The following is a 12,563-nucleotide window of genomic DNA, read 5'->3' as shown; positions in this document are numbered from 1 at the left end:
ACATTGGATCGCACGCGCATGCTCTCTAAAGTTTGCATGTAGAGGGTGATGACTAGAGCAGAAGCGCTCACGGGCTACCTCGGGGAGCCGGTCGTCGGCTCTATCTGCGACGACCTCCAACAGTTGCTCGACACCCCTGCGCCCGACAGGGGCGACAATCCCGAACTCGGCCAGATAGGCGCGGATTGAGTTGATCACGGCAGTCTGCTGGCGGATGAAGAGATGGCGCGCACGATGAAGCATCAGACAGCTCTGTTGCTCAACCATTTTGGTCGGCACGAACCGCATGTTAGGTCTCGTGACCGCCTCGCAAATCGCCTCCGCGCCCGTGGTGTCGTTCTTCTGCCGCTTGACGTAGGGCTTCACATAGCCGGAGGCATCAATCGCACCGCATGCCCCAACGCCTGCAGCTCGCGGGACCAATAGTGCGATGAGGCGCACGCCTCGATGCCCACCAGGCATGGCGGCAGTTTCTGGAAAAATGCCAAGACCTGCCGGCGTCTCAACTGCCGGCGCAGGACCACTTGGCCGGCCGCATCAACGCCATGCACTTGAAAGACTGACTTGGCGATATCGAGACCGATTGTCGAAATCGACTGCATAGCTAGCTCCTCCGAATCGTGGGAGCCTTAAAACGGCGCCCATGTCTTGGCACTCTCGTGTCCGTGGAGGAGCCGTCCACATGGGGTAATCGCGGGAGCGCGTCGCCCCTGAATCAGTCCGACCGACAATGGAAGCTGGTGGCTGTTCCCCGATAGGATGGAAAACGGGCTCACGACTGGACGCCGGGCCCAGGCATCGAATGGAGAACAGCCATGGAAGAATATATTGGTCTCGATGTGTCGATGAAAGAGACGGCGGTCTCGATCCGCCGAGCAGGTGAACGGATCTGGCGCGGCAAGTGCGCATCTGATCCCAGCATTGTCGCCGAGCTCATCCGCAAGCGGGCGCCATCCGTGAAACGCGTGGTATTCGAGACCGGACCCCTGTCGGTTTCTATCATTCTCTGCGCACCGAAGGGTTGCCGGCGATCTGCATCGATGCGCGCCATGCTAAAGCGGCGCTCGACATGGCAACGAATAAGACGGACGCGAACGATGCCGATGGGCTGGCGCAGCTCGCGGAAGTCGGGTTCTTTCGTGAGGTGCGTGTGAAGGGATTCGACAGCATGCTGACCCGCACGCTTGTCGCAGCGCGGACGCGGCTGGTCCGAATCACTACCTAGCTTTCCAACCAGATCCGCGGTGTCATGAAAACCTTTGGTCTGCTCGTTCCCGCCGGAAAGGGAAGCACCTTCGAGAAGAATGTGCGGAGCCTTCTTGCCGACCAGGACAGACTTGCCTCTATCGTGCTACCGATGCTGGAAGCTTGGCGTGGCATTCGCGTCCGCGCCGCCGAACTCGGACGCCAGTTGGTGCGGGACGCGCGCCAGAGTCGGGCTTGCCGCATCCTCATGTGGATTCCTGGCATCGGTGCAATCACCGCAACCGCCTTTACCACGGCTATTGAGGAGCCTGACAACTTCAGGAAATCCCGATCTGTCGGTGCGTGGATCGGCCTAACAACGCGCCGCTACCAATCCGGAGAAGTCGATTATAACGGCCATATATCCCGACGTGGCGACCGCCCCTTGCGAGGGCTTCTCTACGAAGCGGCGGCGGTCATTCTGACGCGCAGCTCAACCCACAGCACTCTGCGCACGTGGGGTCTGCAGCTCCGGGAGAGGATCGGCTTCAAAAGAGCTGCCGTGGCTGTGGCGCGCAAATTGGCGGTAATAATGCATACGATGCTTAAGACCGGCGAGCTGTTTGATCCGAATGCCGGAGCCGCCGAATAAGTCCGGATAGCGTTCAGAACCTGAACGCCTAAGGCGTCCCTGCCGGGACGTGAGCCGAGCCATTCCGATGATGCTGTTGCACTGCTGACTCAGCAAAGTGCGTCGTCCACATTGAAGGCTCGTCCCGCGAAGCTCCATCATGCGGCGGCCAATGTCGACCGCGAAGACAACCATGCACCCGGCAGCGTCTCCTCAGCGAAAAATTATGTGCTTGACGCCCCGGCAGCGATTAGACAACAGCATCAAAAGCCGACGTCACGAGTGGCCGAGATTGCCTAAATCTTCTTGTCGGTCTGCGCGAGTTCAGATGTGATCCAGTCCACAAAGGTGCGCGAGGCGCGGCGCTGACGGCTCGCGCGAGGGAAAACGAGATGATGGCCAACATAGCGGATGTCGGTCGAACGACCGGCCAGCGGCGCGATCAGGCGCTGCGATTCGATTTCGCGTTCGGCCAGTCGAGTTGACTCCAAAGTCACGCCAACGCCGCCGCATGCCATGGCTATTGCGAGGAAGCTCCGATCAAATCGCATTCCGTGGACCGCAGGAGGCTCAAGTCCGTTCGCGTTAAACCATTGATGCCACTGAACTTGCTTCACGTCTGAGCGGATTAACACCTGGCTCAACAGATCTTTTGGCTGGCGAATCTTCTTCGCGATCTCGGCAACGCATAGCGGGGTCACAGTCTCCTCACCAAGTGGGATCACTTCGAGACCCTCACCACGAGGCGTACCGTAGACGATGTCCAGATCGAAATCGTCGTTGGTGAAGCGGGCGTACTCGGTGTTAGCGGCGAGGCGAACCTCCAATTTCGGTTCGGCGGCGAAAAACCGGGTCAAGCGCGGCGCCAGCCATTGCGCTGCGAAACTTGGCGCACAATGCACCCTCAAGAGGTGCGGCCCGCGACCAGCAACTTCTTCGATACCACGTCGCAGATTATCGAAAGCCGCGCCGGCATGACGCATCAGGTTTTCGCCCGCCGGCGTCAGACGGACGGAACGTGCACTCCGCTCGAACAGCGTAGTGCTCATCGAGCTCTCGAGCTTGCGGATAGCGTGGCTTACTGCGCTCGGAGTCAAACGCAATTCGTCAGCCGCGTCGCTGAAGGAGCCGGTGCGCGCAGCCGCTTCGAAGGCTCGGATAGCCGAGATCGGGATGCTCGACAGCAGCATACCCATGAGTGAACCAGATTCATATATCCAAGACAACAGCGCGTTTGTCCCTGAAGCGCCTCGGACCTAAGAATGGGATCAAGAGGACCGGCTGCCCACCGCAGCGTCTGGGAAGAATAGACACAGGGAGGATCGAATGCTGCTTCGCGGCAAAACAGCAATTATTACAGGTGCGGCTTCGCCCCGCGGGATTGGCCTCGCGACCGCCAGACGGTTTGTGGAAGAAGGCGCTCGCGTTGCCATCCTTGATATCGATGGGCCCGCCGCAAAAGCCGCTGCGAAAAGCCTGGGCGACGCGCATATCGGGGTGGCCTGCAACGTAGCCGATCAGGCCTCTTGCTTGAAAGCAGTCGAAACCGTCGCCGGCATCTTCGGTCAGATCGACATCTTGATCAACAACGCCGGCATTACTCAACCGGTGAAGTTCCTCGACATCAAGCCCGGCGACTGGGACCGGATTCAGGACGTCAATCTCAAAGGCATACTGTTTCTGTCTCAGGCGGTGATCCCTTACATGCAGAAGCGCAAGTCCGGATCGATTGCGTGCATGTCGTCGGTGTCAGCCCAACGCGGGGGCGGCATTTTCGGTGGTCCACACTACTCGGCAGCAAAGGCGGGCGTCCTTGGGCTTGCCAAGGCGATGGCGCGGGAATTCGGCGCTGACGGAATTCGCGTCAACTGCGTCACGCCCGGATTGATCGGCACCGACATCACGTCCGGCAAACTTACAGACGAGATGCGGGCAAAGATCCTGGAAGGCATTCCGCTCGGAAGACTCGGGGAAGCGAACGATGTCGCGGGAATCTATACGTTCCTCGCTTCGGACCTTTCCGCGTACGTCACCGGCGCCGTGATCGACGTCAATGGCGGGATGCTCATTCACTAAGGGAGCGATGGAGAGAAGGATGTCCACGACTACGCTTGCCAACGCGCCGACCCTAGCGCAGCGCGCGCGCAACATTCGCCGTAACGCCCTGCGCATGGGCGAAGTTCAAGGACAAGGGTACATCGCGCAGGCGCTCGACATCTCCGACGTGCTGGCGGTCGCCTATTTTCACGCGATGCGCTACCGGCCCGAGGAGCCCAACTGGGAAGATCGCGATCGTTTCCTTCTTTCCAACGGTCACTACGCCATCGCCCTTTATGCCGCATTGATCGAGGCCGGCATTATCCCCGAAGCCGAACTGGAGACGTATGGCTTCGACGAAAGCCGCCTTCCGATGTCCGGCATGGCCTCCTACACGCCCGGCATGGAAATGTCCGGCGGATCGCTGGGCCTCGGACTGAGCATCGCGGTCGGCATGGGCCTGGGCTTGAAGCGGAAGGGCTCCAAGAGCCGCGTCTTCACGCTGTTCTCGGACGGAGAGCTCGACGAGGGTTCGAAGTGGGAGGCGATGATGTCGGCGGCACACCACAACCTCGACAATCTGATCGCGATCATCGACGTCAACAACCAGCAGGCCGACGGCCCCTCAAAGCAGATGATGGGATTCGAGCCGCTGGTCGACAAGCTCGAGGCTTTCGGCTGGTTCGTACGCCGGGTCGACGGCAATGACCTCGACGCCGTCGTGGCCGCCTTTGACGCGGCAAGTTCGCACCCCGAACCGCAACCGCGCGTGATCGTCGCCGACACGCTCATGGGAAAGGGAGTTCCATTCCTGGAGCAGCGAGAAAAGAACCATTTCATTCGGGTTGAGGCGCACGAGTGGAAACTGGCGCTGGCAGAACTCGATGCGGGAGACAAGTCATGAAGCCGACAATCTCATCCACGCCCGGAAAACCGCGGCTCACCACTTCTGCGATGATCGCGTCGATCGCGGCAGAAGGCCAGAACACCAAGCCCGCGCCCTTCGGTCACGCACTTGTCGAACTGGCCCGGAGCCGTCCCGAGGTCGTGGGACTCACCGCCGATCTCGGCAAGTACACGGACCTGCATATTTTCGCGAAGGAGTTCCCCGACCGCTACTACCAGATGGGCATGGCTGAACAACTGCTCTACGGGGCGGCTTCGGGCATGGCGGCCGAAGGGTTCATGCCCTTTGCCACGACTTATGCGGTGTTCGCTTCGCGCCGGGCCTATGATTTCATCCACCAGACGATCGCGGAAGAAGACCGCAACGTGAAGATCGTCTGTGCCTTGCCCGGTCTCACATCCGGTTACGGCCCAAGCCACCAGGCGGCGGAAGACCTCGCCCTGTTCCGCGCAATGCCAAACATGACCGTGATCGATCCCTGCGACGCTCATGAAATCGAGCAGATCGTTCCGGCCATCGCGGCCCATCATGGGCCGGTCTACATGCGCCTCTTGCGCGGTCAGGTGCCACTTGTATTGGACGAGTACAATTATCAATTCAAACTCGGCAAGGCATCACTCATTCGCGACGGTCGGGAAGTCCTGCTCATCTCCTCTGGGATCATGACGATGCGGGCGCTGGAAGCCGCAAAGGAACTCGCCGACGACGGGGTGGATGCGGCCGTGCTGCATGTACCGACGATCAAGCCCCTCGATCACGAAACAATCTTGCGCGAAGCCGGCAAGCCCGGTCGCCTCGTCGTGGTTGCAGAGAACCATACAATCATCGGCGGCCTTGGCGAGGCGGTCGCAACAATGTTGATGCGATCCGGCGTTTATCCGACCTTCCGTCAGATTGCATTGCCCGACGAATTTCTTGCCGCTGGGGCGCTTCCCACGCTGCATGATCGCTACGGCATTTCTACTGCCGAAGTTGCACGGCAGATCAGGGAGTGGCTGCGCTAAGCGCGCAGCGCCATTCGTCAAGTCCGATTGAGGAAACATCGCCTGCGCGGCATCGCCGCGGAGAACGATGGCCACTGCCCTGACGGCCGGCGCCCGAGAACCGGCCGGAGCTGCAGACAAGTGCCGCTGCCGATGAACATACCGATTCGTCTCAACAAGGAGGAAGCAATGACCCAACGCAAACCGACTGCCATAACTCGTCGCAAGTTGCTCCTGGCCGGCGCAGCCTTTCCGTTATGCGCAGTACTCAGCCGCCCCGCCGCGGCGGCGGAATTTACCTACAAGCTTGCGACCGGGCAGGACCCGACCCATCCGGTGAATGTTCGAGCCAAGGAGGCTGCCAATCGCATCAAGGAAACGACGGACGGGCGCCTGGAGATCAATCTGTTTCCGGCCAATCAGCTCGGCTCGGATACGGATCTGCTGACGCAGGTCCGCAACGGTAGCGTCGAGTTCTTCAACCTGTCCTCGCTGATCCTCGCCACCCTCGTGCCGGCCGCCGGGATCGTGAACCTCGGCTTTCTCTTTCCGAACTACGATGCGGTCTGGAAAGCCATGGACGGCGAGCTCGGTGCCTATATCCGCGCGCAGATCGCCAAGACGCCGATCATGACGGTCTCCAAGGCCTGGGACAACGGCTTCCGCCACATCACGTCGTCGGGCCGGGAAATCAAGTCGCCGGAAGACCTCAAGGGATTCAAGCTCCGGGTGCCGGCCGCGCCGAACTTGACTTCCTTGTTCCTTGCTCTGGGAGCAGGCCCGGCGCCGATCAACTTCAACGAGGTCTATTCCGCGCTGCAGACCAAGGTCGTTGATGGTCAGGAGAATCCCCTACCGATCATCGCGACGGCGCGCCTCTACGAGGTGCAGAAGACCTGCAGCCTGACGGGCCACGTCTGGGACAACTACTGGATTCTCGGCAACAAGCGCGCCTTCCAGAAGCTGCCGCCGGACGTGCAGGCAATCGTCACGCGCGAGTTCGACCGCTCTGCCAATGACGAGCGGAGTGACATCGCAAAGCTCAGCGAATCCCTGCGCACCGATCTGACCGCAAAGAGAATGCAGTTCCTCGAAGTGGACCGATCGATCTTCCGCCAGGCGCTGGCGAAGACGAGCTTCTATGCCGACTCGAAGGCCAAGTTCGGTGAAGAAGCCTGGGCGCAGCTCGAGAAGACTGCCGGCAAGCTGGGATGAGCACCATGGAACACGGACACATAGACGGAGCGACGCTTGCCCTCCCAGAGCCGGCTTCCGGGTGGCGCAAGGCCATTGTGAGCCTGAACAAAGCTCTCAAGCCTGTCGTCGCCATTCCTGCCTCGCTACTGGTCGTTGCCGAGGTGATCGTGCTTTTCGTAGGCATAATCTCCCGCTACGTACTCCACGCGCCGATCGTCTGGTCGGACGAGCTTGCTGGCATTCTGTTCTTATGGCTCGCGATGCTGGGATCGGTTGTCGCCTTCCAGCGAGCTGAGCACATGCGGATGACGGCAATCGTCGGCATGATCCGCCCCGAAGCCAGATTGTTCCTTGACGTCTTCGCGACGGCCGCATCGTTCGCGTTCCTGCTTTTGGTCATTCACCCGGCGTACGAATTTGCGGCCGACGAAGTGTTTGTCACCACGCCCGCCCTGGGAATCGTCAACACCTGGCGCGCCGCTGCGCTACCCGTCGGCATTGGCTTGATGCTGATCGTCGCAACGCTGAGGCTGGCGGCCGTCGCGAACCTCAAGCACCTTGTCGCGGCCCTGGCTGCCGTGGGAGCGCTGATCGCAGCCCTCGCGCTACTCGCGCCGGTCCTGAAACCGCTCGGCAATCTCAATCTGTTGATCTTCTTCGTGCTCATCGTGGGCGCCATGGTTTTTGCAGCGGTGCCGATCGCCTTCGCGTTCGGCCTGGCGACCATCGGCTACATCACGCTGACGACCAGCACGCCGGACGTGGTTGTCATCGGCCGCATGGACGAAGGCATGAGCCATCTCATTCTGCTGGCGGTGCCACTGTTCGTGTTTCTCGGCTTGTTGATCGAAATGACCGGCATGGCCCGCGCCATGGTCGGGTTCCTCGCCAGCCTGCTCGGCCACGTTCGGGGCGGCCTGCAGTATGTGCTGGTCGGTGCGATGTACCTGGTCTCGGGCATCTCGGGATCCAAGGCGGCCGACATGGCGGCAGTAGCGCCCGTGCTCTTCCCCGAGATGACCAAGCGCGGCGCAAAGCGCGGTGACCTCGTCGCACTCCTGGCGGCCACCGGCGCTCAGACCGAGACAATCCCACCGTCCCTGGTGCTGATCACGATCGGATCGGTGACCGGCGTGTCGATCGCGGCGCTATTCACAGGCGGGTTACTCCCGGCCATCGTGCTCGCGATCGGGCTGTGTGCGGTCGTATGGTGGCGATACCGTGGGGAGGACTTATCGCACGTCCAGCGGGCGACTGGCAGTGAAATTGGTCGTGCCTTCCTGATCGCGATCCCCGCCATCGCCCTTCCTTTTGTGATCCGCGCCGCGGTTGTCGAAGGGGTCGCGACTGCCACCGAGGTCTCGACGATAGGCATCGTCTATTCCATTTTGGCTGGGCTTCTCATTTACCGCCAATTCGACTGGCGTCGCCTCTATCCAATGTTGGTTGAGACCGCAGCTCTCTCCGGCGCGATCCTCTTCATCATCGGTGCGGCGACTGGAATGGCATGGGCTTTAACCCAGTCGGGCTTCTCGGCATCGCTTGCGAAGTTCATGACCTCCTTGCCTGGTGGCGTGCCGGTATTTCTGATCGTCACCATCATCGCGTTCGTCATCCTGGGGAGCGTCCTCGAAGGCATTCCTGCCATCGTGCTCTTTGGCCCGCTGCTTTTCCCCATTGCTCGTCAAGTCGGCGTGCATGAGGTCCACTACGCAATGGTCGTCGTTCTGGCGATGGGAATTGGTCTTTTCGCGCCGCCATTTGGCGTCGGCTACTACGCGGCCTGCGCCATCAGCCGGATCCATCCCGACGAAGGCATGGGTCCGATCGTGGCATACATCGTGGCGCTGCTGATCGGCACGCTTATCGTCGCGGCAGTGCCATGGATTTCCATCGGGTTCCTGTAGGCACGCGAAAGTGCGAGGTGCGGAGGTCATCCGCACCTCCGTTCTGCCCAGCCTGGGAAGGATAGAAGGTGAGTCTTGACGAGCCAGACGGCCTGTTCGAGCAGTTCTTTGCCCTAGTTGAGGTAACCGTTCGCCTTCCTCCGCGTACGCTGCGACGCGTTCAGAGACATACGTGACTACGGATCACGCATCGATAAGATCGGCGCGCGGCTTCTAACGCCTGACCGGAGTTGCTTTCGGACCGATTCCCAAACACTTTGGTATTAACTAGGCTGGATCCGGGATCCGGAAGGCGGAAAGGCCCAGCTTCGTATCATGACACAGCTTGCGGCACGTCACCGAGTATTCGCTCCAGGTCAGTTGTCTTTGGCCCACCTCCTCAGGAAGAGCATTAGGCGGCAGACGCTCGATCGGCCGAGTACTCACGCTACCAATTGCCGTGCTGGGACCTCCACTTCTTCTGAAGGTTCCGAGCTGAGGGGAGCTCTTTCCTCGTTCAACTTCTGTAGTGATCCCATGATACCTCTCGAAAAAAGAGCGAAACGATAGTCAGGATCAGGCCAACAAAGATCGGCACATACACGATATAGAGCGAAATAACTTCGGTAACAGGATTAGATCAGCAACATGGTCGCGGGTACGGGGGTCGAACCCGCCACTCGCCTTATGAGAGCCGGCCCCTTCCCTGCCGAGGCCCAGCGAGGAATTGGTAAGCGCGGCAGGACTCGAACCTGCGGTGACCGGAATCAAAATCCGCTGATTTATCCTTATTTTTCAAGGCCGCCGCCCGAACTTTCCCGCTATGTTCACCCGTTGATGATGCTAACGAAGTTCGCGCGTTCGGAACAAATGGAGCGCGTTTCACCAAACAAAAGCCCGGCACTTTGGCCGGGATTCTGTGGTCAGGAGAGAGATTTCAGAGCAGCCAACATCTCCGCACCGGCAGGTGTTCCGGGACTTACCATCGCATCCGTGCGGCAATACGCTTGAAGTTCTGGATGAAAAGTTCCAGGAATTCAGAGTCGCCTTTCGCAAAGCCCGCTTGTACGAGCTCTGCCTTCATCACCTCCGATTGCAGCTCCGATACAAGCCTTTCGGCATTGCTCTCATGCCAACCAATGCGGCCGACCGGCATCCACGCCCAACCGTTCCGTGCGTCGCCAGCCAGCTGCTTCTGCACGCCCGCCTTCTCCTCTTGTTCAAGATGGGCTAGCGCCCCCAGCATCTCAAAGCGTTCAAACAAGAGCTCGAAGTCGGGCGTCAGCCCGATGAAACGCTTACCCCACTCTGAAATCAGTGTCAGGAGATAATCGCTCAACGGCGTCTTGCGCTGCTCAAGCCCTTCGATCTGCTTCCAGGCATCGCCGTCCGCGCCGCGCCAACCATAGAGGAAGAGGGCTTGAACCGCACGGACGGGCTCCCGGTGCTTGCGGTCGATCGGGGCTTCGAAAAGCTGATGAAGCGCTTTCCAGCGACCGGCGCGTGTCAGGCCAAGCCCGCAGGCGGTGAACACCAACATGGCGGGATAGGATCGCAGCCCGAGATAAGAGACGATCCCACTCCCCACTTTATCTGCATGGGCATAAAGAGTTCGGATGATGTCCAGCACAATGGAAAGGTCGCCGTCATCGCCCCATCTGCCGACCACGCCGGCCATGCTCGCGAGCGCTTCGACTGCGGATTCGTATCTTTTCACGTACGCGCGAAAGGTTTCCCGATCCCAACTTGATGGCACGGCAAGCTCTGGACTATCCAGCCTCGCAAGAACATGGTCCATCTCCTGCGAAAATAACTCATCTAGTTGAATCCGGTACTCAGGCTTCGACAAAAAGCGCTTCGCGCTGTTGACCAGAAGCTCGATGCCGAGCGGATTTTGGCGCTGGCTCTTTTCAAGGATTTCAACACGCTGCTGCAGCGTCCGGAAGAAGCTGTCCGCGTCCGTCACGGGAATGATCCGGGCGCGCCGATGATCGATAAGCTCTTGCGCGCCGCTGCCTGGCGTGCCGCGCGCCGCCCAAAACATGGAGTAACGGCGGTTCGGTGCGCGAAGAAATGCTGCCCGGAGTGCATGATCCCATTCGCCGGACCAGCCGGAGACGATCAGGCCATGCTCGTCGAGAATGCGGTCGAGCAGCGCGTCGTAAGGCGCGGGATAACCGCTCAGCTCGGCTTCCGTGTTGAGAATGCGCGCATCCTTGTAGTCGCCGTGAAGCTTAAGGATATAGCAAGAACTATGCGTGATCGGTTCCGCGCCAGACAGCGCATCAACCGAGGAGACGATGGTGGGCTCAATGCCGCGCTCGCGCAGCGCGTTTTCCATCAGGCGGTCGAAGTTGGTCGTGATAATCACACGGACAAAACCGCCTCGCACCAAATCGGCGACGGCATTGTGGGCAGCAGTGGGGATCTTCCGCCCCTCCTCCCGGTCTTCGTCTGTCGGCTCGATATAGCTGTGCAGGATCGAGCGCCGTTCTTCCGGCGATGAGGCCAGCTCCTCAAGCAGCGTGGAGTAGTTTGGCTCATCGCCGGTCTTTTCCCGGTACCACGCCGCCCAATTGGGCTGATCCTGAACACCCTGCGCCAGCGCAACGCGGCGGATCAGGTCGAGCGTGATTTCCCAGCCAGTCGGAATCTCGGCGGCCCTCGACAGGCCCGAGCCGAGAAGCACGGCGAAGACGCCCCTGTTCTCGTAAACCGAGAATGCAAGCTGCGTGAGAGGATCACCGGAAAGGATGCTCATGCGAAATTGTCCACTACCACGCTTAAAAAGAGCCCGGCCGACGGCCGGGCTTCTGTTCAGAACAAAGGCGCTTATCGGCGTCCCTGCAGTTGATCAAGCTCTTTTTGCGCTGCCGCGCGGCGATCGTCAATCCACTTCGCAAGGTCTAACAAGTGAACGCCGCGCGCGGCCTTCTGGCTCGTCTCGATCCTGACCACCGGCAAGTCGATCTCGCCATCGGTTGCCTTCCTGGTGAACTGGACCGGCGTCAGGTGGCTGAAATAGTCCTTGCACACCAATTCCAGCGGAATGATCGCCGCGCCCTGGTACTGCGCCATAAGTAGGAACGCGGTGTTCATCAAGCCGCGATCTCCAGAGGCTCTAGGAAGCAATCCAAGCCATTGCCGTCCAACCAGGCCGAGACCCGTTGCAACATCTGCGCACCCACCTGCGTAGACGCCTCATACAACGACATGGATTTCGCAAGGCGCTCCACCGGTGCTATCGCCCACAGGATTGCCTCGTGCTCTTCATCGGGCCGCGCGGTTTCCGGAATGGCGCTGATCTCCGCTTGCGCAAGCCGCGCGGCCACCTGAAGCTTGCTGAATTTTGAAATCAGATAGCCGTCGCCGCGAGTGACGGTGTTAGCGAAGGTCGACATGGCAATCCATCCTTTCATGGTTGCGTTAGGATGCAACCTTATTTCATGTACACGAAACGATGTCAAGTATCATGTACATGAAAAAGCGGCATTGACTAAATTTCGTGTACATGCAAATTGCCGGGTTATGGGTCGGAAGAAACTATGGGGCGAAAATATCAATCTCACTTTGCCTGAAGGGGCAAAGGAGAGGATGGATGCCGTATTGGAGCCGGGCGAGAATAGGCTAGACATGATCCGCTCCGCGATTGATCGAGAAGTAAGTCACCGAGAGCAAACCCAGACGCGGAAGAAGTCCCCATCTCGGAAGAAAGAATAGCAGGCGTCTATACTGAA

Annotated in this window: 9 protein-coding genes, 1 tRNA gene and 2 pseudogenes; 6 read left to right on the top strand and 6 right to left on the bottom strand. The window is 59.8% G+C overall.

Annotated features, from left to right (window positions below; genetic code table 11):
* Positions 1 to 75: 75 nt before the first annotated feature.
* Positions 76 to 602, bottom strand: a pseudogene (locus RX331_RS13630) (IS110 family transposase); the annotation flags it as partial.
* Positions 603 to 815: 213 nt separating this feature from the next.
* Between RX331_RS13630 and RX331_RS13625 the strand changes: the two are divergent.
* Positions 816 to 1,837 (top strand): annotated as a pseudogene (locus RX331_RS13625) (IS110 family transposase).
* A gap of 275 nt (positions 1,838 to 2,112) precedes the next feature.
* On the opposite strand, the gene RX331_RS13620 reads toward RX331_RS13625, so the two are convergent.
* The gene (locus tag RX331_RS13620) at positions 2,113 to 3,003 is read right to left on the bottom strand and encodes a LysR substrate-binding domain-containing protein (protein ID WP_317258117.1); all 891 of its coding nucleotides are present in this window, start codon (positions 3,001 to 3,003) and stop codon (positions 2,113 to 2,115) included.
* Between the two features lie 139 nt (positions 3,004 to 3,142).
* On the opposite strand from RX331_RS13620, the gene RX331_RS13615 reads away from it, so the two are divergent.
* The 5 genes from RX331_RS13615 (at position 3,143) to RX331_RS13595 (ending at position 8,847) form a co-directional block, all read left to right on the top strand.
* A complete protein-coding gene (locus RX331_RS13615) occupies positions 3,143 to 3,892 on the top strand; it encodes a glucose 1-dehydrogenase (RefSeq protein WP_317257043.1) in 750 nt (249 codons plus the stop codon).
* 19 nt (positions 3,893 to 3,911) lie between these two features.
* Positions 3,912 to 4,757: a transketolase gene (locus tag RX331_RS13610; protein ID WP_317257042.1), complete on the top strand. Its 846-nt coding sequence runs from the start codon at positions 3,912 to 3,914 to the stop codon at positions 4,755 to 4,757.
* Positions 4,754 to 5,764, top strand: coding sequence for a transketolase family protein (locus RX331_RS13605; RefSeq protein ID WP_317257041.1), 1,011 nt, complete (start codon positions 4,754 to 4,756; stop codon positions 5,762 to 5,764). The genes RX331_RS13610 and RX331_RS13605 overlap by 4 nt, the downstream gene beginning before the upstream one ends.
* A gap of 168 nt (positions 5,765 to 5,932) precedes the next feature.
* Entirely contained in the window at positions 5,933 to 6,958 is a 1,026-nt protein-coding gene (locus RX331_RS13600; protein WP_317257040.1) for a TRAP transporter substrate-binding protein, read from the top strand.
* Between the two features lie 5 nt (positions 6,959 to 6,963).
* Complete coding sequence (locus RX331_RS13595) at positions 6,964 to 8,847, top strand: TRAP transporter large permease subunit (protein WP_410708193.1); 1,884 nt, start codon at positions 6,964 to 6,966, stop codon at positions 8,845 to 8,847.
* 628 nt (positions 8,848 to 9,475) lie between these two features.
* Here the strand turns inward: RX331_RS13595 and RX331_RS13590 are convergent.
* The 4 genes from RX331_RS13590 to RX331_RS13575 all read right to left on the bottom strand — a co-directional run bounded on the left by RX331_RS13590 (position 9,476) and on the right by RX331_RS13575 (position 12,227).
* A tRNA-Met gene (locus RX331_RS13590) sits at positions 9,476 to 9,548 on the bottom strand.
* Positions 9,549 to 9,805: 257 nt separating this feature from the next.
* A complete protein-coding gene (locus RX331_RS13585) occupies positions 9,806 to 11,587 on the bottom strand; it encodes an SIR2 family protein (protein WP_317257038.1) in 1,782 nt (593 codons plus the stop codon).
* Between the two features lie 71 nt (positions 11,588 to 11,658).
* A complete protein-coding gene (locus RX331_RS13580; protein WP_317257037.1) occupies positions 11,659 to 11,925 on the bottom strand; it encodes a pyocin activator PrtN family protein in 267 nt (88 codons plus the stop codon).
* Positions 11,925 to 12,227 carry a hypothetical protein gene (locus RX331_RS13575; protein WP_317257036.1) on the bottom strand — a complete coding sequence of 101 codons (303 nt, stop codon included), beginning with the start codon at positions 12,225 to 12,227 and terminating at the stop codon, positions 11,925 to 11,927. Before RX331_RS13575 ends, RX331_RS13580 begins: the two co-directional genes overlap by 1 nt.
* Positions 12,228 to 12,563: the final 336 nt, after the last annotated feature.

Origin of the sequence: Bradyrhizobium sp. BWA-3-5 (assembly GCF_032917985.1) — a bacterium.
Lineage (GTDB): Bacteria > Pseudomonadota > Alphaproteobacteria > Rhizobiales > Xanthobacteraceae > Bradyrhizobium.
The sequence above is the reverse complement of the archived record's forward strand: the minus strand, read 5'-3'. Positions and strand labels throughout refer to the sequence as shown.

What these genes read in the sequence shown, in the direction of transcription:
- RX331_RS13615 (WP_317257043.1), top strand. Translation starts at nt 3,143, where the DNA reads ATGCTGCTTCGCGGCAAAACAGCAATTATTACAGGTGCGGCTTCGCCC.
- RX331_RS13610 (WP_317257042.1), top strand. Translation starts at nt 3,912, where the DNA reads ATGTCCACGACTACGCTTGCCAACGCGCCGACCCTAGCGCAGCGCGCG.
- RX331_RS13605 (WP_317257041.1), top strand. Translation starts at nt 4,754, where the DNA reads ATGAAGCCGACAATCTCATCCACGCCCGGAAAACCGCGGCTCACCACT.
- RX331_RS13600 (WP_317257040.1), top strand. Translation starts at nt 5,933, where the DNA reads ATGACCCAACGCAAACCGACTGCCATAACTCGTCGCAAGTTGCTCCTG.
- RX331_RS13595 (WP_410708193.1), top strand. Translation starts at nt 6,964, where the DNA reads ATGGAACACGGACACATAGACGGAGCGACGCTTGCCCTCCCAGAGCCG.
- RX331_RS13585 (WP_317257038.1), bottom strand. Translation starts at nt 11,587, where the DNA reads ATGAGCATCCTTTCCGGTGATCCTCTCACGCAGCTTGCATTCTCGGTT.
- RX331_RS13580 (WP_317257037.1), bottom strand. Translation starts at nt 11,925, where the DNA reads ATGAACACCGCGTTCCTACTTATGGCGCAGTACCAGGGCGCGGCGATC.
- RX331_RS13575 (WP_317257036.1), bottom strand. Translation starts at nt 12,227, where the DNA reads ATGTCGACCTTCGCTAACACCGTCACTCGCGGCGACGGCTATCTGATT.